Origin of the sequence: Polynucleobacter sp. AM-25C3 (assembly GCF_018882335.1) — a bacterium.
In the GTDB taxonomy this organism is placed as follows: domain Bacteria; phylum Pseudomonadota; class Gammaproteobacteria; order Burkholderiales; family Burkholderiaceae; genus Polynucleobacter.
This window is the reverse complement of the sequence record NZ_JACVOS010000001.1, coordinates 163051-183789: the sequence shown is the minus strand read 5'-3', so window position 1 is coordinate 183789 and position 20739 is coordinate 163051. Positions and strand designations below refer to the sequence as shown.

Annotated in this window: 21 protein-coding genes; 15 read left to right on the top strand and 6 right to left on the bottom strand. The window is 47.0% G+C overall.

Features of this window, described 5'->3' with window-relative positions; all coding sequences use genetic code 11:
• The gene (locus tag ICN12_RS00965) at window positions 1-1140 is read left to right on the top strand and encodes a tRNA nucleotidyltransferase/poly(A) polymerase-related protein (protein WP_216270160.1); all 1140 of its coding nucleotides are present in this window, start codon (window positions 1-3) and stop codon (window positions 1138-1140) included.
• A 4-nt stretch (window positions 1141-1144) separates the two neighbouring features.
• Here the strand turns inward: ICN12_RS00965 and ICN12_RS00960 are convergent, their stop codons facing one another.
• On the bottom strand, window positions 1145-2272 hold the full coding sequence (locus tag ICN12_RS00960; RefSeq protein ID WP_255537627.1) for a class I SAM-dependent methyltransferase: 1128 nt from the start codon (window positions 2270-2272) through the stop codon (window positions 1145-1147).
• Window positions 2273-2357: 85 nt separating this feature from the next.
• Between ICN12_RS00960 and ICN12_RS00955 the strand changes: the two genes are divergently transcribed.
• From ICN12_RS00955 to ICN12_RS00900, 12 genes are all read left to right on the top strand, one after another.
• Window positions 2358-3179, top strand: coding sequence for an SDR family oxidoreductase (locus ICN12_RS00955; protein WP_216270157.1), 822 nt, complete (start codon window positions 2358-2360; stop codon window positions 3177-3179).
• Between the two features lie 25 nt (window positions 3180-3204).
• On the top strand, window positions 3205-3600 hold the full coding sequence (locus tag ICN12_RS00950) for a dihydroneopterin aldolase (RefSeq protein ID WP_216178660.1): 396 nt from the start codon (window positions 3205-3207) through the stop codon (window positions 3598-3600).
• Window positions 3601-3628: 28 nt separating this feature from the next.
• A complete protein-coding gene (gene ttcA / locus ICN12_RS00945) occupies window positions 3629-4543 on the top strand; it encodes a tRNA 2-thiocytidine(32) synthetase TtcA (RefSeq protein ID WP_216270155.1) in 915 nt (304 codons plus the stop codon).
• Window positions 4544-4582: 39 nt separating this feature from the next.
• Window positions 4583-6058 carry a bifunctional UDP-N-acetylglucosamine diphosphorylase/glucosamine-1-phosphate N-acetyltransferase GlmU gene (gene glmU, locus ICN12_RS00940; RefSeq protein WP_216270153.1) on the top strand — a complete coding sequence of 492 codons (1476 nt, stop codon included), beginning with the start codon at window positions 4583-4585 and terminating at the stop codon, window positions 6056-6058.
• The gene (glmS, locus tag ICN12_RS00935; RefSeq protein ID WP_216270152.1) at window positions 6058-7890 is read left to right on the top strand and encodes a glutamine--fructose-6-phosphate transaminase (isomerizing); all 1833 of its coding nucleotides are present in this window, start codon (window positions 6058-6060) and stop codon (window positions 7888-7890) included. The genes glmU and glmS overlap by 1 nt, the downstream gene beginning before the upstream one ends.
• Window positions 7891-8049: 159 nt before the next feature.
• Entirely contained in the window at window positions 8050-8466 is a 417-nt protein-coding gene (locus ICN12_RS00930) for a MarR family winged helix-turn-helix transcriptional regulator (RefSeq protein WP_216270151.1), read from the top strand.
• A 33-nt stretch (window positions 8467-8499) separates the two neighbouring features.
• Complete coding sequence (locus ICN12_RS00925) at window positions 8500-8910, top strand: DoxX family protein (RefSeq protein ID WP_216270150.1); 411 nt, start codon at window positions 8500-8502, stop codon at window positions 8908-8910.
• A 24-nt stretch (window positions 8911-8934) separates the two neighbouring features.
• Entirely contained in the window at window positions 8935-9492 is a 558-nt protein-coding gene (locus ICN12_RS00920; RefSeq protein ID WP_216270148.1) for a flavodoxin family protein, read from the top strand.
• 30 nt (window positions 9493-9522) lie between these two features.
• The gene (locus tag ICN12_RS00915; protein ID WP_216270145.1) at window positions 9523-10404 is read left to right on the top strand and encodes a pirin family protein; all 882 of its coding nucleotides are present in this window, start codon (window positions 9523-9525) and stop codon (window positions 10402-10404) included.
• 126 nt (window positions 10405-10530) lie between these two features.
• The gene (locus tag ICN12_RS00910) at window positions 10531-12069 is read left to right on the top strand and encodes an efflux transporter outer membrane subunit (RefSeq protein ID WP_216270143.1); all 1539 of its coding nucleotides are present in this window, start codon (window positions 10531-10533) and stop codon (window positions 12067-12069) included.
• A gap of 169 nt (window positions 12070-12238) precedes the next feature.
• Complete coding sequence (locus ICN12_RS00905) at window positions 12239-13378, top strand: efflux RND transporter periplasmic adaptor subunit (RefSeq protein WP_216270234.1); 1140 nt, start codon at window positions 12239-12241, stop codon at window positions 13376-13378.
• 7 nt (window positions 13379-13385) lie between these two features.
• On the top strand, window positions 13386-16421 hold the full coding sequence (locus ICN12_RS00900) for an efflux RND transporter permease subunit (RefSeq protein ID WP_216270141.1): 3036 nt from the start codon (window positions 13386-13388) through the stop codon (window positions 16419-16421).
• 83 nt (window positions 16422-16504) lie between these two features.
• Here ICN12_RS00900 and ICN12_RS00895 read toward each other — a convergent pair whose 3' ends face one another.
• Genes ICN12_RS00895 through ICN12_RS00885 form a run of 3 tightly spaced genes read right to left on the bottom strand, consistent with a single transcriptional unit; the run spans window position 16505 to window position 18001 of the window.
• Window positions 16505-17167: a glutathione S-transferase family protein gene (locus tag ICN12_RS00895; protein WP_216270139.1), complete on the bottom strand. Its 663-nt coding sequence runs from the start codon at window positions 17165-17167 to the stop codon at window positions 16505-16507.
• 24 nt (window positions 17168-17191) lie between these two features.
• Window positions 17192-17680, bottom strand: a complete 489-nt coding sequence (locus tag ICN12_RS00890; protein ID WP_216270137.1) for a flavin reductase family protein — start codon at window positions 17678-17680, stop codon at window positions 17192-17194.
• An 18-nt stretch (window positions 17681-17698) separates the two neighbouring features.
• A complete protein-coding gene (locus ICN12_RS00885) occupies window positions 17699-18001 on the bottom strand; it encodes a hypothetical protein (RefSeq protein WP_216270135.1) in 303 nt (100 codons plus the stop codon).
• A gap of 87 nt (window positions 18002-18088) precedes the next feature.
• Here ICN12_RS00885 and acuI point away from each other — a divergent pair, with 87 nt between their 5' ends.
• Window positions 18089-19072: an acrylyl-CoA reductase (NADPH) gene (gene acuI, locus ICN12_RS00880; protein ID WP_216270133.1), complete on the top strand. Its 984-nt coding sequence runs from the start codon at window positions 18089-18091 to the stop codon at window positions 19070-19072.
• 21 nt (window positions 19073-19093) lie between these two features.
• Here the strand turns inward: acuI and ICN12_RS00875 are convergent, their stop codons facing one another.
• The gene (locus tag ICN12_RS00875) at window positions 19094-19270 is read right to left on the bottom strand and encodes a DUF1289 domain-containing protein (protein ID WP_370624910.1); all 177 of its coding nucleotides are present in this window, start codon (window positions 19268-19270) and stop codon (window positions 19094-19096) included.
• A 22-nt stretch (window positions 19271-19292) separates the two neighbouring features.
• On the opposite strand from ICN12_RS00875, the gene ICN12_RS00870 reads away from it, so the two are divergent.
• Window positions 19293-20378: an MBL fold metallo-hydrolase gene (locus ICN12_RS00870; RefSeq protein ID WP_216270129.1), complete on the top strand. Its 1086-nt coding sequence runs from the start codon at window positions 19293-19295 to the stop codon at window positions 20376-20378.
• On the opposite strand, the gene ICN12_RS00865 is transcribed toward ICN12_RS00870, so the two are convergent.
• Window positions 20290-20739 carry a PhaM family polyhydroxyalkanoate granule multifunctional regulatory protein gene (locus tag ICN12_RS00865; protein WP_216270127.1) on the bottom strand — a complete coding sequence of 150 codons (450 nt, stop codon included), beginning with the start codon at window positions 20737-20739 and terminating at the stop codon, window positions 20290-20292. The two genes, ICN12_RS00870 and ICN12_RS00865, sit on opposite strands and share 89 nt — an antisense overlap.

The window sequence follows — 20739 nt, the reverse complement described above, 5'->3', positions numbered from 1 at the left end:
ATGAAGATCTATGCAGTTGGTGGTGCTATTCGGGATACCCTCATGGGTTTGCCGATGCACGACATCGATTACGTAGTTGTTGGCTCCAGTGTTGAGGAGATGATTGCCCAGGGTTATCGTCCGGTAGGAAAAGATTTCCCAGTCTTCTTGCATCCAGAAACCCAAGCGGAATATGCCCTAGCTCGTACTGAACGTAAAACCGGCAAGGGCTATAAAGGGTTTATGTTTTACGCAGATCCTACTGTCACGCTGGAGCAAGATTTAGAGCGCCGCGATCTTACGATCAATGCGATAGCACAAGAGGTGGGCGCTGACGGAAAACGGATTGGGCCTATCTTGGATCCATACAACGGCCAACAAGATTTAGCAGCTAAAATATTCAGGCATGTTTCAGATGCATTTGCGGAAGACCCATTGCGTCTATTGCGCATCGCCCGTTTTGCAGCGCGCTTTCCGGAATTCATAGTAGCGCCAGAAACAATGGATGCCTTGCGAGAGATTGTTCAATCCAATGAATTGTTAGCGCTCTCTGCCGAAAGAATTTGGCAGGAGTTGGCTAGAGGATTGACAGCCCACAAGCCAATGCGGATGTTTCAAGTGCTTCTAGATACAGGCGCGGCTAAAACATTACTGCCATCAGCCCTCACAAGCAATTTGGCCAAAGAAGAATATCGTGAGGAATTGATCACCCACTTGCATTCAGTAGATAGTTGTTTGGATGAGCGCTGTGCAATTGTCCTGATGCATTTGTCTCCGATGGAAATTCGGTCGTGGGCAGAGTGTGTAAAGATGCCAAATGAAGTGCGCGATTTCAGTGAAATATTTAGCGAACTCAATTTACTAATTGAAAAGACTGCAAGCCTAGCAGGTCGAAGCTATCAAGCTATAGGTGTATTAACTTGGTTCAATCGAGCCGATGTCTGGCGCAAACCAGAGCGCGCGCAAGCTTTGCTTGACTTGGCTAAACGCATTGGCTTGAATGTGGACCCCTTAATTCAGGCAATGCAAAAAGCACAATCTCTTAATACCGCAGAGATTATTGCGAGTGTTCCAGCCGAAGATCGATCTAATGGCGAAAGAATTCGTAGTGCAGTCGATGTTGCAAGGCTGTCAGCCATTACTGCTGAGCTCGGCAGCTAGATCTCTAGAGTCGGTTTCTACCTCGCAGCCCGGGCAAGTCTTCTAACGAGTGACCCGGAAGGACATCATTTAATTGCTTTGAAAAAGCAAAGACCTTAAACAACTCCCCCATCTCTGCTTCAGACAATAACTTTTGCAATGCATTAGAAATCGGCAAGAAAGTTTCTGGATTGCTGGGGTCGCCAACTTCTAGGGCGATATCGCCTATGCCTGCATCAAGCAGATAGCTTGCTTGGTTGCTGAGATAAACATCATCGACTGGATCTTCGAGTGCGCTACGTGCAATCTGCGACCATTCCACATGGGTTGTTAGGTCACAAAGCCCCGGAAGATGAAATGGATCTTGAATGGCATGATGGCGATGGTGAGCCATGAGCGTGCCCTCTAGTCTTTGGGGATGGTAGTACTCTGCTACCGGGAAGCCGTAATCAAAAGTGAGGAAGAGGCCGGTATCGAGATGTTTGGCTACTTGGCGCATCCATGCATTTGCTGGAGCGTGTAATTCAGTGACGTAGCCTTCTGAAAAATGACCTGCGAGTAGGGCTTCTGGTAGCAGGGAGTGCTCGACGGGTTTTCCCGTTGCCCATGCAAACTTGCCATCAATGACTGAAACCCCTTGCCAATACCAAAAGCCATTTTGATAAATGATGGCATCAAAAGGTATGGCATCAATTACCTCGTTAGCCAAAATGATGCCCTTGAAATTGCTGGGTAAAGCACTCAGCCAATTGTATTGAGTAGATAGGCTGAGCTTCGCCGCGAGAGTCTTGAGGTGATCCTCTTGTCTTTGGGCTAGATCAGGCGAGATCTCGATGATGTCGTAACAATCTAATTCAAAACCCAGATCATGTAGACGGGTCAAAATGGATTCAGCGAGCTTTCCAGTGCCAGCGCCAAACTCCAGAATCTGGGTAGGGAGCCCTTGAGCTTTGAGACCTTCAAGAATGGGTAGCAGGGTGGAAACAATGGCGGCACCAAATAAGGGGGAGAGCTCAGGCGCGGTCGTGAAATCCCCGCCAGCCCCCAATTTATGGGCTCCAGCACTGTAATAGCCCATTCCTGGCTCGTATAAAGCCATTTCCATATATCTTGAAAAGGGCATCCAACCGCCTTGAGAGGCGATTTCAGTCATTATTTTTTGACTAAGAAGTTCGGTATGAGCCGTTTCAAGGCTGGTCAAGGTAATATCCATAGCTCGCTAGTCTAAGAGAATTTAAGTGAACTTGAGTTCAAATCCACAACCTCGGCAAAATAAAGCAGTTTTAGTGACCGGCGCTGCCAAGCGTCTAGGTCGGGAAATTGCCTTGGAGTTTGCTCGCCAAGGCTGGGATGTCGCGGTTCATTATGGCCAGTCTGAACCCGATGCCAGGGCTACTGTGGCAGAAATCCAGAGTCTGGGACGTAAGGCCACGGCATTCAGAGCGGACCTTGCTAAGGAAGTGGAAGTTAAGGACCTGTTTTCTGTCGTTTCTACCGAATTTGAGAATCTACAGTGCCTAGTCAATAGCGCCTCAATCTTTGAATACGATCGCGCCAATTCCGATACCCCATTGAGCAGCAAAAGCTTGCAAGATCACATGCAGGTCAATTTAGCTGCACCAATCCTGTTGTCTCAGTTGATGTTCAAACATCAAAAGAATCAGATGAAGAAAGCAAGCGAAGGGGATGTCTCCATTCCTTCGGTGATTCAATTGCTCGATCAAAAATTGATTAATCTCAATCCAGATTATTTGTCTTACACATTATCAAAAGCTGCACTTTTCACTTCGGTTGAAGTGTTGGCGGTTGATTTTGGCCCTCATCTCAGAGTAGTGGGTTTAGCTCCTGGCATTACGCTGACTTCTGGCGATCAAACTAAAGCAGGCTTTACTAAAGCACATCAGATGACGCCATTGGGTAAGTCCTCAACTCCAGATGATATTGCTAAGGCGGCGGTATTTTTAGCAGGCTCCAATGCGATCACTGGCACTACCTTATACGTCGATGGCGGACAACATCTGCTGCCATCTTCACGTGATGTGATGTTTAAAAAAAATTAAGAATTTCAATACAGAATAAAAATTTATGCACGCTATTCTTTCCCATCCAGCTTTAGTTGATTGCCGTCGCTTATTTTTGCGAGACTATGAGATCTATATCAATATCGGCGTACATGATTTTGAGAAGAAAGCTGAGCAGCGCGTCATCCTCAATGTGGATCTCTATATCCCTTTGAATATGAATACCCCCTCTAAAGACTTGCTAGAGGAGGTGGTGGACTATGACTTCATGCGTGAAACCATTAAGGCGCGGTCTTCGCAGGGCCATATCCATTTACAAGAAACCTTCTGCGATGACATTGTGACTGCGATGTTGCTGCATCCTAAAGTCATTGCCGCTCGTGTCAGTACAGCCAAACCTGATGTCTATCCCGATTGCCACTCGGTTGGCGTTGAAGTGTTTCGAATGAAGCAAGTCTAAATAGAGTTAATAAAATAATTCAGTAGCTATGAGTGATATCCGCAAAGTCGTCTTCGAAGAAAATAAGCTTGAGAAAAAGCTATGCCGTTTAGTTGGTCAAGCGATTGGCGACTTTGGCATGATCGAAGATGGCGATAAAGTGATGGTGTGTTTGTCAGGTGGTAAAGATAGTTATGCGATGCTCGACATCCTTTTAAAGTTGCGTGAGCGCGCCCCAATTGATTTTGAAATTGTTGCTGTCAATTTGGATCAAAAACAGCCCGAATTTCCGGCAGAGATTTTGCCAAACTATTTGAAGGCTTTAGGTGTTCAGTACCATATTGAAAACCAAGACACCTACAGCATTGTGAAGCGCGTTATTCCGGAAGGCAAGACGACTTGTGGATTGTGTTCTCGTTTGCGTCGTGGCATTTTGTATCGTGTGGCAGACGAGCTGGGTGCGACCAAGATTGCTTTAGGACATCACCGCGATGACATCTTGGAAACATTGTTATTGAATATGTTTTTTGCAGGCAAGCTCAAAGCCATGCCACCGAAGTTGCGCTCAGATGACGGCAAGCACCTTGTGATTCGTCCTCTGGCTTATGTTCCGGAAAAATTGCTTGAGCGTTATGCGGTGGATATGAACTTCCCGATTATTCCGTGTAATCTCTGTGGCAGTCAGCCCAATTTGCAGCGTGGTGCTATGAAAGAGATGTTGCGCGAATGGGAAAAGAAGCATCCTGGCCGTGTGGAGAATCTATTCCGCTCCATGCACCATATCGTCCCCTCCCATTTAATGGATGGGGAAGCATTTGATTTCAAAAAACTGGAGATCTCCACAGAGCTAACCGGTATTGCCGCCAGATCAGCCGGTGATAAGGCAATTGATGAGACGGAAATCGATGAATTAGCCTGTGGAACTGTAGTTCAGCCCACGATCTCCCCCTTTAATGGGCAATAGTTATAGAGAATATAAAGAGACAATTTATAATTCATCCTTATGAATATTGTCATATTGGCTGCTGGGCAGGGAAAGCGGATGAAGTCCGCATTACCCAAGGTTCTCCAAACCTTGGCCGGGAAGCCGCTTCTCCAGCATGTTTTGAATACCGCTCTGGACCTACAAGGCAAAAGCGCTAAAACTGGCCCCATTGTTGTTGTGGGTCATGGGGCTGCTGATGTAAAGCAATTCCTGCAAATCACCAGCGAGCAGGATGCTCGCTTTGGCAAAGTGAATACCGCATTACAGGCTGAGCAAAAAGGGACGGGCCACGCTTTATTGCAAGCCTTGCCTAAACTGGATGTGAATGAGCCTACTTTGGTGCTTTACGGCGATGTGCCCCTCACGAGCAAAAAGACACTTTCTAAATTAGCCAAATTGGCTGATGGTGTCCGTGGTCAAGATTCTGCTTTGGCCCTCCTGACTCAAAACCTCAAAAATCCAAAGGGCTATGGCCGCATCGTGCGCGATATTGATGGTTCTGTAAAAGCGATTGTTGAAGAAAAAGATGCAACGCCCGAGCAAAAGCGCATTCAAGAAATTAATACCGGCATCATGGTGCTGCCAACCAATTCATTAAAGAAATGGTTGAAGGCTTTGCGAGCCAGCAATGCCCAAGGCGAATACTATTTAACCGATGTGATTGCCATGGCAGTAAAAGATGGTGTGCCCATTCGCACAACGCAAGCGGATGCTGAATACGAGACTGTTGGCGTCAATAGTCGTGATCAGTTGGCAGCACTCGAGCGAGTTCATCAACTCAATCAAGCGAATGTATTGATGGATGCCGGCGTTTCTTTGGTTGATCCAGCACGCATCGATATTCGCGGAACGCTAGAGTGCGGCACCGATGTCTTTATTGATGTGGGTTGCGTATTCGAAGGTTGCGTGACTTTAGCTGCTGGCACCAAAGTTGGCCCTTATTGCATTATCCGCAATAGCGTGATTGGTAAGAATGTCACCATTCATCCGTATAGCCATATTGATGGCGCCAAGGTTGGTGCAAGTTCATTGATTGGTCCTTATGCTCGCTTGCGTCCAGGCGCAGACTTAGCTAACGATGTGCATATTGGCAACTTTGTTGAAGTGAAGAACAGCAAGATCTCCGCAAATAGCAAAGCAAATCATTTGGCCTATGTGGGTGATTCAATTGTCGGTTCTAGGGTCAATATCGGCGCAGGTACGATTACCTGCAATTACGATGGTGTGAACAAACACCAAACGATTATTGAAGATGATGTTTTCATTGGTTCCGATACTCAGTTGGTTGCTCCTGTGCGCGTGGGTCGTGGCGCCACTCTAGGAGCAGGAACTACTTTGACTAAAGATGCGCCACCGAATCAGTTGACAGTGTCACGGGCGAAACAAATTTCTTTACAGTGGCAGCGCCCCGTAAAGAAGGAAAAGAATATAGTGGCAAATAAAGTCGCGGCTAAAAAAGTACCCGCTAAAAAATCCGTTAAGGCTAAAAAATAATGTGCGGAATTGTGGGCGCGGCATCGCGTAAGAATATTGTCGAAGTCTTAATTGAAGGCCTGCGTCGCCTTGAATACCGTGGCTATGATTCTTGTGGTTTTGCAGTAATTAATGGCGACGATGCCAAGCATCCGATTGAGCGTGCTCGTACTACCGCTCGTGTATCCGAGTTGGCAGAGCAGGGCAAGGATTTCCACGGGACCCTGGGTATTGCACATACTCGCTGGGCAACGCACGGTAAACCAGATACACAAAATGCCCATCCCCATATCTCCGGCGGATTGATCGCTGTCGTTCATAACGGCATTATTGAAAACTACGAATCGCTTCGTACTGAGCTGAAGGCTGCGGGCTATCTATTTACCTCTGAAACAGATACCGAGGTTATTGCGCATTTAATTCATCAAGCCTATGTATCTAGCAAGCAAGTTGATTTAGTGGCTTCGGTCCGATCTGTATTGCCGCGTTTACATGGTGCTTATGCGATTGGTGTGATTGCGCAGGATCGCCCAGATGTTTTGGTGGGCGCGCGTGTTGGTTCTCCATTGGTTGTTGCGCTCGGGGAGCATGAAAATTTCTTAGCCTCTGATGCACTAGCGCTTGCTGGTCGTGCCCATTCGATGATGTACCTAGAAGAAGGCGATGTCGCCATTCTGAAAGCTGATGCTGTTGAGATCATTGATCAAGCTGGCAAAGCAGTGCAAAGAGAGCATAAGGCCATGCCTGCGCAAGCTGACTCTGTAGATTTGGGCCCTTATCAGCATTACATGCAAAAAGAGATCTTTGAGCAACCACGAGCAATTGGCGACACGCTTGCCAATATTGCAAGCTTTGGCCCAGAGTTATTTGGCGCAGACCCAGAGCAATGGAAAAAGTTTGATCAAATCTTGATCCTAGCCTGTGGCACTAGTTACTACTCTGCATGTGTTGCTAAATATTGGCTAGAGGATTTGGCGGGCATTCCGACGCAGGTGGAGATTGCTAGTGAGTATCGCTATCGCACTTCTGTTCCAAATCCCAAAACATTAATTGTGGTGGTCTCCCAATCAGGCGAGACTGCCGATACTTTAGCCGCTTTGCGTCATGCGCAAGCCTTGGGTCATCAATACACCTTAGCTATTTGCAATGTGGCTAGTAGCGCCATGGTTCGTGAAACCCATTGGAACTTCTTAACTAAGGCTGGTACTGAGATTGGCGTGGCTTCTACTAAAGCCTTTACTACTCAATTGGTTGCACTCTATTTGTTGGCTGTTTCATTGGCCAAGCGAGCGGGCAAGGTAAGTCCCGAGCGAGAAAAAGAACTCTTGGGTGACTTGCGCCATTTGCCAAAAGCCTTGCATGCAGTTTTAGCGCTTGAGCCTCAGATTATTGCTTGGAGTACTGCTTTTGCTAAATGTGAAAACGCTTTGTTCCTGGGTCGTGGCATGCATTACCCAATTGCCTTAGAAGGCGCACTCAAACTCAAAGAAATTTCTTATATCCATGCAGAGGCCTATCCGGCTGGTGAGTTAAAGCATGGACCGCTTGCCCTTGTTACTGAGAAGATGCCAGTAGTCACCGTCGCACCAAAAGATGACTTGTTGGAAAAACTCAAATCCAATATGCAAGAAGTCAAAGCCCGTGGCGGCAAGTTATATGTCTTCGCAGATCAAGATACGGATATTACGAGTAGCGAAGGTATTAACGTCATTCGCCTTCCTGAGCATTACGGTAATCTCTCCCCAATCCTGCACGTAGTTCCATTGCAGCTCCTGGCATATCACACCGCTTGTGCATTAGGCACCGATGTCGATAAGCCACGTAACCTCGCAAAGAGCGTTACGGTCGAGTAATTCCTCTGGGGTGGATTCACCCCAAAATTCTTGGTAGATCTATTAACTCGGGTGGAAGAAGCCAATCCACTGGGTTTATTCCCTTAATTTTGTAGGGCCTTGCAATTAGTACGATCTAGTACTATACTAGTACGTATACAGACTAAATTGAGGTATCAAATGAATCACCTATCGCTCGTTAAGGAATTGGTTCAGGCTTATCAGGCGTTTGAGGCTCACTCTGGGGCTCATATTAAAGAAATGGGTTTAACCACAACCCAGTTTGATATTGTCGCGACCTTGGGCAATCAACCGCCGATGACCTGTAAGGAGTTGGGTGAAAAGACGCTTGTTTCTAAAGGGACGATGACGGGGGTCTTGGAGAGATTGGAGGCCAAAGGCCTCATTGATAAGTTCATGAATGTTGAGGATGGTCGCAGTTACAAGATTGGTTTATCCAAAAGTGGCGACAAGCTATTTAAGAAAGTATTTCCGGAGCATGTCGAGTATCTCGGTAAAGCTTTCGGGAAGCTAAGTAAAAAAGAATTAGAACAAGCAGTGACCGTTTTGCAAAACGTAAAAGCAATTTTTAATTAGCCAATACAAGCTTATATCAAAAAGGAATATCACATGAACACGTACCAAAGCGCATTAAATCTGATTGGCCGATTGCTGATCATTGCCCTCTTTCTACCAGCGGGTTTGGCCAAGATGGCTGGCTTTGAAGGTACATTAGGCTATTTCGCATCATTGGGTATTCCAGCCCCAGTATTTGCTTTGGTAGTAACCATTGTGATTGAGATTGTTGGAAGTATTGCTTTGCTCGTAGGTTTTCAAACAAGATTAGTAGCAATCATCATGGCCATCTTCACCTTACTGGCGGCTGTTTCTGGCCATGCGTATTGGGCAGCTCCAGCTGATGCCGCCTTCATCGCACAATTATTGTTCTTCAAAAATATCGCCGTCATGGGCGGCTTGCTGGTTCTAGCTTCTGCTGGTGCTGGCGGTTTCAGTATCGATGCTCGTAGAGAAGTGAAGTAATTTCATTTAATTAAGGAAAAGATCATGACTAAAGTAGCTGTTGTATTTCATAGTGGATATGGCCACACTGTTAAGCAAGCTGAAGCGGTAGCAAAAGGCTCCAATGGTGCATTAGTGACTATCGATGCCGAAGGTAATATTACTGATGCTCAGTGGGAAACTCTAAACGCTGCTGATGCGATCATATTTGGCTCGCCAACCTATATGGGCACAGTAAGCTGGCAGTTTAAGAAGTTCGCTGACGCAAGTTCTAAACAATGGTTTTCCCAGCAGTGGAAAGATAAAGTATTCGGCGGCTTCACGAACTCTGCCACCATGAATGGCGACAAGCACTCTACCTTGCATTACTTCTTTACTTTAGCCATGCAGCATTCAGGCATTTGGGTGGGGACTGGTTTGATGCCTTCCAATTCCAAAGCTGCAAAACGCGACGATGTGAACTATGTAGGCTCATCAGCTGGTGCAATGATGCAGACACCTTCAGATGCAAGTGCTGATGAAGTGAATGCAGGTGATTTAGAAACGGCGCGTCTCTATGGCGAGCGTATTGCCAAGATTGCTAGTGAATTTAAGGCTAAGTAATCGAGTTGGCTTTAAACATATTGGGGAGCTATGAAAAAAGTAATCGGCATACAGGGTAATGATCAAGGCCATTGGGTTGGCGATGGCTTTCCAGTGCGCACCCTGTTTTTCTATCAAGATTTAGGAAAACAAATGAGCCCATTCTTGATGCTCGATTACGCAGGCCCAGCAGAGTTTCCCCCAACGACTGAGCGTAAGGGTGTCGGCTCACATCCCCATCGCGGTTTTGAAACTGTGACTATTGTTTATGAGGGTGAAGTTGCCCATAAGGACTCCACAGGCCAGGGCGGGGTGATTGGCCCGGGCGATGTGCAGTGGATGACTGCGGGCTCTGGCATCTTGCATGAAGAGTTTCATTCAGAATGCTTTGCCAAAAATGGCGGAACTCTAAATATGGTGCAGCTCTGGGTCAACTTGCCAGCAAATCTCAAAATGACTAAGCCTGGCTATCAGGCCATTCTGAATAAGCAGATTCCAGCGCTTGAATTAAAGAATGGTGCTGGGCAAGCTCGCATCATTGCCGGGGAGTTTGATGGCCATAAAGGACCTGCCAACACTCTTACTCCGCTGAATGTGATTGACCTTAAATTGAAAAAGGGCATTACAACGATTTCGGTGCCTGAGGGCTGGAATTCATCCTTGGTAGTTCTCGAGGGTGCCGTTTTGGGTGGTGATGGTGCAGTTGCGAAAGATGCTCAGATGTTGATGTTTAGCCAGCAAGGCCAAGATATTGAGGTCAACGTGCTGGAAGACTCGATTGCCTTATTGCTGAGCGGTGAACCTATTGACGAGCCGATCGTTGGCTACGGCCCCTTTGTCATGAATACCAAAGAAGAGATTGCTCAAGCAATGCAGGATTTCAACAGTGGAAGCTTTGGAAAAATTACCACTAAGAATAGGGTCGAAGAGTAAAAAATCCGTTTGACTTCTACGTCTAGCTGTGTACAAAATTCATTATTCAAATCAAGGTGTTACACAGACTGGATTAAAAAAGTGTGTTCAAATATCTTCTGTAGAAAAGGATACTTGTCACAGTACATGTTTGGTTCAAAAGATTTCTTTATTTTGCGTTGGCTTCCGCTACTTTCCGCGGGGCTTCTCTCTGCGTGTGCAGTAGGCCCAGACTTTAAGCAACCCGATGCACCCAATACTTCTACTTATACCGAGACTACTCTTTCCAAGAAATTAGCTACTGCGCCTGGAGTTCCGGGCGGTACAGATCAAGAGTTTATTGAAGGTGCCGATATTGAGGCTCAATGGTGGGAGTTGTTTAAGTCACCAGAGCTTGATGTCCTGATCAAAAAAGCCTTGCAACAAAATCCAAATTTAGGCGCCGCCGATGCTGCCTTACGTGCTAGCCAAGAAAATGTGAATGCGCAAATTGGTGGGCAGTATTTCCCTGCAATTGGTCTAAATAGCGGGGTTACGCGCGAACTTCAGCCTGCTGCGGTCTATGGAATTCCATCTGGTGGTTCAGATACCTACAGCCTTTACAACGCCTCTGTAAATGTCACTTACAAGCTGGATGTTTTTGGCGGCGCACGTCGCGCAGTTGAAGGCGCAAGAGCGCAAGCAGAGATTGCCCAGTTTCAATTGGAAGGCGCATATCTTTCTTTGACCGCCAATATTGTGACTGGCGCGGTGCGAGAAGCGGCGCTTCGAGCGCAGATGCAAGCTACCGAAGAAATTCTGAAGGCGCAAACTAATTTGGCTGAAGTAACCGAAAAGCAATTAGTGATCGGCACGGTTTCTAAAGTGGATGTGACATCGCAAAGAACTCTGGTATCTAACTCTCAGGTAGATCTATTTACCTACGAGCGTAATCTTTCCTTTGCTCGTAATCAGTTGGCAGTCTTAGTTGGAGAGTTGCCGAGTAACGCCAACGTTACCAAGTTCGATTTGAAGTCTTTGCATTTGCCGGAGAAGCTACCACTGTCGGTGCCATCGAGCTTGGTGCGTCAACGCCCAGATGTGCGTGCAGCCGAAGCCCAACTAAAAGCAACCAATGCATTAGTCGGCGTAGCCACCGCAAACTTATTGCCGCAATTTAATATCACGGGCGCGATTGGCTCTGCTGCTTTAACGAGCAATGCTTTATTTGGGCCCAATGCAGCATTGTGGTCGGTTGCTGGCGGTATCTTTCAGCCCCTCTTTCAGGGTGGACAGTTATTGGCACAACGTCGTGGTGCAATGGCCAATTACGAGCAAGCGGTCTATCAATACCAGGCAACTGTTCTTAAGGCATTTCAAGAGGTTGCGGATTCCTTACGCGCTCTAGAGACTGGCGCTCAAGCGCTGAAGTCAGCATCAGATGCTGAACGCTACGCCTATGAAACTTTGGATTTAGTCCAGCAGCAATACAAGCTGGGCACTGCAAGTTACTTGGCTGTTCTCTACTATCAAAACCAATATCAAATTGCCAAGGTCAAATCCGTTTCTGCGCAAGCAACTCGGTTCTCCGATACAGCGGCATTATTTGCAGCACTAGGTGGTGGTTGGTGGAATCGGACCGGCCCAGCCTTTCAACCAAAAGCCATAGCGAACAAAGATCAAAATGAAACTTCTGGAAAAAATTAAAGCTAAAGTCACTGCAGCAGCAGTTGCCTTATGGGCTTGGGCGCTTGCTAAAGCAGAAGAGTGGAAGCTTCGTGAGAAGCTGATTGCTCTTTGGGAAAAAGCCAAGGGCTTATGGGCGCGCTTACGCGAGCGCTTCATGCAGACGAAGGCGTATGCCAAGTTACAAGCCATGACGCCATTACGCCGCCGCATGATCATCATGCTGTGCGGTGTATTTTTATTGCTCGGCTTGATCTTTGGCTTCAATCAACTCAAGACTTTCATGATTAAGCATTTCATCGCAGGCATGGGATTACCGCCTGCAACTGTGTCCACACTAGTAGTGTCTTCTACTGAGTGGCAACCTAAACTCTCTAGCGTTGGTAATGTGCGCGCCTACAGAGGGGTTGAGCTGAGCACTGAGATTGGCGGTCTTGTACAGACCGTTCCCATTAAATCGGGCATGGATGTGAAAGAGGGCGAGTTGCTTATTAAACTAAATGACGCCTCTGATGTTGCTCAATTAAATTCCCTCAAGGCATTAGCAGATTTAGCCAAGGTAATTAATGAGCGGGATAGGCAGCAGTTAGCTATTCAGGCGATTAGCAAAAACGTGTTTGATACCAGCAAGGCTGATGCTGCTTCCAAGCAAGCTCAGGTTGAGCAACAAACCGCATTGGTCGCCAAGAAGAATTTGAAGGCACCCTTTAGTGGTCGGGTGGGCATCGTGATGATTAACCCAGGTCAGTATGTCAATCCTGGCGATAAGTTGCTGACCCTGCAAACCTTAGATCCTATCTTTGTAGACTTCAATTTACCGCAGAGCAATGCTGCACAGATTCAGGTGGGACAAGAGATTGTTGTTACGACGGACGCCTTTAAGGATGCGAGCTTTATTGGCAAAGTTACTGCGGTGAGTCCGAAGGTCGATACCAATACGCGGAATATTCAGATTGAAGCGCAGCTGGCCAATCCAGATAAAAAGATATTGCCGGGCATGTTTGCCAACGTCAATATCAAGCTGGGCGATGAAGTCAAGTTGCTGACATTGCCTCAGACCGCGGTTACCTATAACCCCTATGGCTCCATTGTGTTTATTGCTAAGCCAACGGGCAAGAAAGATAAGCAAGGCAACCCTGCGCTGGAAGCGCAACAGGTATTTGTGACTACAGGGCCAACACGTGGTGACCAAGTAGCTATTCTCAAAGGAGTTGAAGAGGGTGCTACGGTAGTCACTAGTGGCCAGCTCAAGCTGAAGAACGGTACACCGCTGATTGTGAATAACAAAGTGCAGCCTTCGAATTCACCAAACCCGCAGCCACAGGAATAAGTCCTAGATGAATTGGACTGACATATTTATTCGTAGACCGGTGCTCTCACTGGTGGTGAGTGCACTCGTCTTGGTATTTGGCTTGAAGGCTGTTGGCTCTTTGCCGGTCAATCAATATCCACAAACTCAAAATGCGATCGTTACGATTACGACGGCTTACTATGGTGCTGATCCTGAGACGATTGCAGGCTTTATTACGCAGCCATTAGAGACTGCTATTGCCCAGTCCCAAGGTATCGACTACTTATCGTCTATGAGTGTGAGCGGCCTCTCAACAATTACTGCGACTCTCAAGCTCAATTACGACTCTAATGCAGCATTGACACAGATTCAGACGCAGATTAGTTCAGTCAAGAATCAATTGCCGCCACAAGCCCAGCAACCTGTGTTGACCGTCCAAATTGGTCAGTCGACTGCGGCAATGTATATGGGTTTTTACAGTGACGACATTCCGAATAATGCGATTACGGATTATTTATTGCGGGTAGTGAAGCCGAAGTTGGACTCTGTAGACGGGGTCCAGAATGCAGAAATTACTGGTGGAAGAAAATTTGCCTTACGCGCCTGGCTTGATCGTGAAAAAATGGCTGGCCTTGGAGTGGGCGCTGATGATGTCTACAGTGCCATGGCTGCCAATAATTACTTATCTGCGGTTGGTAGCACCAAAGGTGACATGGTTGCCGTTGACTTAGTAGCCGGTACTGACTTGCATACACTCGATGAGTTCCGCAAATTGGTCATCAAAAAAGATGGCATCAATATTGTGTATTTGGATCAAGTGGCCAGCGTGACCATGGGCTCGGAAGACTACAACACCAATGTCGCGTTTAGTGGCAAGAAGTCGGTATTTATTGCGATTAAGGTGGCGCCACAAGCCAACTTATTGGATGTTGCAGCGCGAGTGCGCGCTGCAGTTCCGGATATTCAGCAACAGTTACCAACGGGTATGTCTGGCAAGGTAGTTTATGACTCCACTAAGTTCATTACGACTTCGATTGATGAAGTCGTAATGACGCTACTAGAGGCATTGTTGATTGTGACGATCGTGATCTACCTCTTCTTGGGTAGTGCGCGTGCAGTGGCAGTTCCTGTCATTGCGATGCCACTTTCCTTGATTGGCACCTTCTTCCTGATGCAGGTCTTGGGTTACTCCATTAATTTACTAACCCTGCTTGCTCTTGTTTTAGCGATTGGCTTGGTAGTGGATGACGCCATCATCGTGGTTGAGAACGTTGACCGTCATATGAAAGAAGGTAAGTCTCCATTAGAGGCCTCTTTAATTGCTGCGCGCGAACTGGGTGGTCCTATTTTGGCGATGACGATTGTGTTGATTGCGGTCTATATCCCTATTGGTTTTCAAGGGGGATTAACGGGCGCGCTCTTTACTGAGTTTGCATTTACCTTGGCAAGTGCGGTAGCGGTATCTGGATTGATTGCGTTAACGCTGTCTCCCATGATGTGCTCGCGGATCTTTACGGAAGAACAAGAGGCTTCATCTTTTGTACAAAAGATCGATCGTATTTTTGAGAAGGTTCATCACAGCTATCAAACGACTTTGCGCGAACTCTTGAGCACTTGGCAGGTCATCATTGTGATGGGTGTGATTTTGCTGGGTGGTGTTGCTTACCTCTACGCAACGGCTCGTGCAGAATTAGCTCCAACAGAAGATCAGGGCATTGTCTTGATGCAGGCTTCAGGGCCACCAAACAGCACGGTCAATCAGATGCAGACTTACGCTGATCAGATTTATCAAATATCAGCAGCAGAGCCTGAGTATGAGCAGATGTTCCAGATCACCAGCCCCACCAGTAGCTTTGGCGGTGTATTGCTCAAGGACTGGGATCAACGTAGTCGCAATGCCACCAAGTTTCAAGAGGATATGCAGGGTAAGTGGAATGCGATTGCCGGTGCTCACGTAGCGGCATTCCAGTTCCCAGCTTTACCAGGCGCACAGGGCTTACCTGTTCAGGTGGTGATTAATACTACCGAGTCTTATGAGCAGCTCAATGAGGTATCTCAAGCGGTATTGGATAAAGCACGCCGGAGTGGTAACTTCTTCTTTGTGGACTCGGATTTGAAGATTGATAAGCCGCAAGATGTATTAGAAATTGATCGTGAAAAAGTAGCGGCACTGGGTATGACCCAGCAGCAAGTGGGTAGTGCCTTATCAGCGGCTTTGGGTGGAGGTTATGTGAACTACTTCTCTGTGGCTGGCCGCTCCTATCGCGTGATCCCACAGGTCAAGCAGGTAGATCGCTTGAACCCAGATCAGATCTTGGATTACTACATTCGTACTCCTAGCGGACAGATGATTCAGGCGCGCACGATTGCAACGATTAAGCAAAAAGTAGTTCCGCAATCAATTAACCACTTTCAGCAGTTGAACTCAGCAACGATCTCAGGTGTAAGTACGCCATTTATTTCTCAGGCAGATCTATTGGAGTTCATGCGGCAGACTTTGAAAGAAGTTGCGCCAAGTGGTTACACCATGGATTATGCGGGCCCATCACGTCAGTTCATGGCGGAGTCTGGTGGTTTCTTAGTCACCATGTTCTTCGCTATCTTGATTGTGTTCTTGGTATTGGCTGCGCAGTTTGAAAGCTTCCGCGACCCGATTGTGATTTTGGTTTCAGTACCGCTGGCTTTGTTTGGCGCACTCATCTTTATCAATCTTGGATTCACGACCTTGAATGTGTATACCCAGGTTGGTCTGGTCACGCTAATGGGCTTGATCAGTAAGCACGGTATTTTGATTGTGGAATTTGCTAATGAATTGCAAGAAGCTGGCCGCAGCAAGTTAGATGCCATCGTAGAAGCCAGTAGTGTACGATTGCGCCCGATTTTGATGACTACTGCAGCAATGGTATTAGGTGTGGTGCCCCTAGTGATTGCCTCTGGCGCTGGCGCTGCGGGTCGTCAGTCCATGGGTATTGTGATCTTTACTGGTTTATCGATTGGTACTCTGTTTACGCTCTTCGTGGTGCCGGCGATGTACTTATTTATCGGCGCTGACCACCATCAGAAGAAATTTAAACAACAGTAAATACTTATAAGCCTCTAAAGACAAAGGGTGAATCTAATTCACCCTTTTTGTATTTCAGAACTGCGTGAGATGCATATTAATAACTACTTCACAATATTGAGTTCTTTTTCGGCTACCAGATTGAAGTGGGTGCTATCTTCTAGTCGCCTCATCCATACATCGATGTTACGCAATTGTGGGCGTGGCCCAGTTTTATCCGGAAAGGTCTGATTTAATAGCATCCAGCGGCTGACACAGAGCGCCAGTGGAATATCGCCAATATGAAAAGCATTTCCTGAACAATATTTCTGATCTATTAGTTGTTGATCTAGCAGTGCTATTAATTGGCTGGCCTCCTCATACGCTTTTAGAATGCTGGGGTAGTTACGCTCATTCTCAGGGGTACGCGTGAGGCCTAAAAAGGCGACTCGCAAGGTCGGCCACATTGTTCCAACTTGCCAATCCATCCACTTCTCAGATCGATACTGGCTTGCTATGTCGGTGGGGAAGCGTTTCGATTGATCGTGCTGGTGAGCGAGATAGCGCAGGATAGTGTTCGATTCCCAAAGTACAAGATCACCATCTTCTAAGGTTGGCACTAAGCCATTCGGATTGAGCGCTAGAAATTCAGGTGTGCGATTCTTGCCAAAATGAAGTCCCGCATCAATTCGCTCAAAATCTTTACCCTCTTCTAACCCTAGCTCTGCAAGGCACCATAAAACCTTCTGCACATTGATAGAACTTTTTCTTCCCCATAAGCGCATCATGAGAATTCCTATTCTTTGGTATTTTTAAAGGGATGAATCTAAGCCAAGAAATTTACTATGTGCAAAGATGAGTGGTTGACTGTCAGGGCTGTGTTTTAGATTGAGAACTTTGGCGACGATGATGTTATGGTCACCGCCTGTATGGACGGAAACAGTTTCACACTCAAAGTAGGCGGCACATCCATCAATTTGAGTGAGACCACTTGCTGCAATTTTGTGAGGAATGCTAATGAACTGATTTTCTTTCACGGTAGCAAAATGCATCGCCATGGCTTCTTGTGAGCGCTCGAGCACGTGAATGAGTTGCTTATGACCGACTTCAAAATGCGGCATCAAGCGTGAGTGCTTCTTCAAGCTCCAGAGAATCAGTGGCGGTTCTAAAGATACGGTATTGAAAGAGCTAATGGTGATGCCATGAGCATTCTGATCGGAATCTAGGCAGGTGATTACTGTGACCCCAGTTGCAAAAGAAGAAAACCCTTTGCGTAGCTCTTGTGAAGTAAATGGGGTCATCTTGCTTTGCTTATCAATTTACTTTGCTGCAGCTGGTGCGGGCGCATCAGCGGGAATGGTTGTGCCAGGGATAGGCGTCAAAGTTTCATTCTCTTCGGCTTTCACGCATTTAAAGCGATATTCCTTGCCAGCCTTTGATAGAAAACTCGCGCCTTGATAGAAATCATTCTTACAGGTGGTATTGGCAAAATCCATTACGTCTTGGGGTGCCGCGCTGGAGGTAATTAAGCGCATATTGCCCATAGACATATTAATTTGGCTAGAAGAGCAGCCAACTAGCGCCAAGCCAGAAATCGTAGTTAAGAGTAGAATTTTTTTCATGGAAACCTCCATAATCAGCAATGCTCGTTAGGATAAACCTATTACGTATTTGCTGTGGAGAATGCAGTGTTTTTAAAAGGAAGAGACATGTTTAAAGCTATTTTGGTAAATAAAGATGATCAAGGTTATCGGGCTGAGCTTTCTCAGGTCGACGAGGCAAGCCTCCCAGAGGGTGACGTGACGGTGAGGGTGCTCTATTCCACGCTGAACTACAAAGATGGTTTGGCGATAACGGGTAAAGGCCCTGTAGTGCGTAGCTTTCCAATGGTTCCTGGGATTGACTTTGCGGGCGAGGTCTTAGAGAGCGCTAGCTCAGAATTTAAAGCTGGTGATATGGTGCTTCTCAATGGCTGGGGCGTAGGTGAAGGTCACTGGGGTGGTTTAGCCCAGCAGGCTCGTGTGAAATCGGAGTGGTTGATTCCACTGCCGAAAGGTTTTACTGCTAAACAGGCTTTGGCAATCGGGACTGCAGGCTATACAGCCATGCTCTGTGTCATGGCCTTGCAAAAGCATGGACTGAAGCCTAGCGATGGTGAAGTGTTGGTAACAGGTGCTGCGGGCGGTGTTGGTAGCTTCGCTATTACCCTCTTGAGCAAATTGGGCTTCACGGTAGTAGCAAGCACTGGCCGTATGGCTGAGGCGGATTACCTGAAGAAGTTGGGCGCCACTGAAGTGATCGATCGCGCTACTTTGTCAGCGCCTGGAAAGCCTTTGGCTAAAGAGCGTTGGGCCGCAGTAGTCGATAGTGTTGGTAGTCATACCTTAGCAAATGCCTGCGCACAAACGAAAAGTGATGGTGCGGTTGCTGCCTGTGGTCTTGCTCAAGGAATGGATTTTCCATCTAGCGTAGCGCCATTTATTTTGCGCGGCGTTACTCTCTATGGCATTAACAGTGTGACGGTGCCAAAAGCAAAACGGATTGCGGCTTATGATCAACTTAGTAAATTGGTTAATCTAAAAACCTTAGAAGAAATTTCTCACGAAATTAGTTTAGAGGATTCTTTGAGGTACGCCACTGAGCTGATGGCTGGAAATGTTCGCGGCCGTTTAATTGTGGATGTAAATAAATAAGTAATTAGTAATTTGCAATACTTACTGAGGTACTTGAGGTTTGCGCGTTTCCAGTTTTGACCAGACCTCAAGCTTTTCAGGATTAGAGAGTTCAGACCAATCGGCAATTTCAGTGAGCGTACGATAGCAGCCACGACAAAAACCATTTTCAGGGTTGATGTCGCACCAATTAATGCAAGGCGATGGAACTGTTGTCAAAGCAAACCTAAAATAGAAATAGATGAATACCAAAAACCAATCCAGCGATCTTAGTGCCATTCATTATCCCCTAGCGGATGCTTTGCCGGAGGTGGGTAGCTCGATGGAGATTGCCCCAGGGGTGCGCTGGTTACGCATGCGTCTGCCCTTTGCTTTAGATCATATCAACCTATGGCTATTACGCGATGACTATGAAGGCGTTCAGGGCTGGACGATTGTAGATTGCGGGATTGCAAATGATGAGACGAAAGCTGCTTGGGAACAGATCTTTGCCACACAGTTAGAGGGCTTGCCCGTATTGAGGGTCATCGTGACCCACATGCATCCAGACCATGTAGGACTCTCTCAGTGGCTCTGTGAAAAATGGAATGTACCCCTGTGGATTTCCATGACAGATTATTTGACGGCGCAGTGGCTCAGTCATAAAGAGGGCGGTGCGGCGGTTGGTGCTCGTGCGGGCGGTGGCGGTTCAGCAGATCATTTTCAGAAGCATGGATTGTGTGCACCAGAAGATTTAGAAAAAATTCGGGCGCGCTCTAATTACTACAGCAATATGGTTCCGGGCGTACCACGACAATACCGTCGCATTATGGATGGCGAAATGATTGTGATTGGTGAGCATGAGTGGCAAGTCATCATGGGCTTCGGTCATGCGCCTGAACATGCTTCACTGTATTGCAAGGATCTCGGCGTTTTAATTTCTGGGGACATGTTGTTGCCACGCATCTCTACGAATGTCAGTGTCTACGATGCGGATCCGGATGCGGATCCTTTAGGTTTGTATCTCAGTTCTTTAGATCGCTATTTGCCATTGCCAGATGGCACCCTGGTACTGCCATCTCACGGCAAACCATTTACCGGTATGAAGCCGAGGATTGAGCAATTGAAGGCGCATCATGATGAGCGCTTAGCTGAAACGCTTGGAGCATGTAAAAAACCGGCAACTGCTCGTGAGATAGTGCCGGTTTTATTTAAACGTGAATTAGATGTCCACCAAATGACATTTGCCATGGGTGAGGCTATTGCTCATCTGAATTACCTACTTCGTCGAGGTAGGTTGAGTCGCCAGCTTTGCGACGACGGCGTGTTGCGGTTTTGCGAGGTTTAGAAGCCTGAGTGCCAGAGTCTTCAGAGGATCCGCCGGTGGCCGCAGCAGCGGTTGCTGAAACCGCATCCCCAAAGGATTTGAGCGCCATCATGGTGGCATGTTGCACTTCTAAGCCCTGAATGGTGGATTTGAGGATATTGAGATTAAGGTTAAGCCAATTTTCAACGCTTTTGAGGTCCTTAATGCGCTTCTCCAGCTCATCCGTATCGAGCCCAGGAAATGTAGAGCCAAATCCTCCGGCAGCCTTTGAGGTGTCTGTGGTGAAGGGAAATTGGCCTGGCATCTGCCCAGCCGCTCCTTGACCCCACATGGTTTTCATCATTTCAAGGCTTTGATTAAATTCTGGGATAGTTCCAAACAT

Excerpts from the sequence above, each read along its gene's own strand:
- ICN12_RS00965 (WP_216270160.1), top strand. The coding sequence starts at position 1 with ATGAAGATCTATGCAGTTGGTGGTGCTATTCGGGATACCCTCATGGGT.
- ICN12_RS00960 (WP_255537627.1), bottom strand. The coding sequence starts at position 2,272 with ATGACTGAAATCGCCTCTCAAGGCGGTTGGATGCCCTTTTCAAGATAT.
- ICN12_RS00950 (WP_216178660.1), top strand. The coding sequence starts at position 3,205 with ATGCACGCTATTCTTTCCCATCCAGCTTTAGTTGATTGCCGTCGCTTA.
- ttcA (WP_216270155.1), top strand. The coding sequence starts at position 3,629 with ATGAGTGATATCCGCAAAGTCGTCTTCGAAGAAAATAAGCTTGAGAAA.
- glmU (WP_216270153.1), top strand. The coding sequence starts at position 4,583 with ATGAATATTGTCATATTGGCTGCTGGGCAGGGAAAGCGGATGAAGTCC.
- glmS (WP_216270152.1), top strand. The coding sequence starts at position 6,058 with ATGTGCGGAATTGTGGGCGCGGCATCGCGTAAGAATATTGTCGAAGTC.
- ICN12_RS00930 (WP_216270151.1), top strand. The coding sequence starts at position 8,050 with ATGAATCACCTATCGCTCGTTAAGGAATTGGTTCAGGCTTATCAGGCG.
- ICN12_RS00925 (WP_216270150.1), top strand. The coding sequence starts at position 8,500 with ATGAACACGTACCAAAGCGCATTAAATCTGATTGGCCGATTGCTGATC.
- ICN12_RS00920 (WP_216270148.1), top strand. The coding sequence starts at position 8,935 with ATGACTAAAGTAGCTGTTGTATTTCATAGTGGATATGGCCACACTGTT.
- ICN12_RS00915 (WP_216270145.1), top strand. The coding sequence starts at position 9,523 with ATGAAAAAAGTAATCGGCATACAGGGTAATGATCAAGGCCATTGGGTT.
- ICN12_RS00910 (WP_216270143.1), top strand. The coding sequence starts at position 10,531 with ATGTTTGGTTCAAAAGATTTCTTTATTTTGCGTTGGCTTCCGCTACTT.
- ICN12_RS00905 (WP_216270234.1), top strand. The coding sequence starts at position 12,239 with ATGACGCCATTACGCCGCCGCATGATCATCATGCTGTGCGGTGTATTT.
- ICN12_RS00900 (WP_216270141.1), top strand. The coding sequence starts at position 13,386 with ATGAATTGGACTGACATATTTATTCGTAGACCGGTGCTCTCACTGGTG.
- ICN12_RS00895 (WP_216270139.1), bottom strand. The coding sequence starts at position 17,167 with ATGATGCGCTTATGGGGAAGAAAAAGTTCTATCAATGTGCAGAAGGTT.
- ICN12_RS00890 (WP_216270137.1), bottom strand. The coding sequence starts at position 17,680 with ATGACCCCATTTACTTCACAAGAGCTACGCAAAGGGTTTTCTTCTTTT.
- ICN12_RS00885 (WP_216270135.1), bottom strand. The coding sequence starts at position 18,001 with ATGAAAAAAATTCTACTCTTAACTACGATTTCTGGCTTGGCGCTAGTT.
- acuI (WP_216270133.1), top strand. The coding sequence starts at position 18,089 with ATGTTTAAAGCTATTTTGGTAAATAAAGATGATCAAGGTTATCGGGCT.
- ICN12_RS00870 (WP_216270129.1), top strand. The coding sequence starts at position 19,293 with ATGAATACCAAAAACCAATCCAGCGATCTTAGTGCCATTCATTATCCC.
- ICN12_RS00865 (WP_216270127.1), bottom strand. The coding sequence starts at position 20,739 with ATGTTTGGAACTATCCCAGAATTTAATCAAAGCCTTGAAATGATGAAA.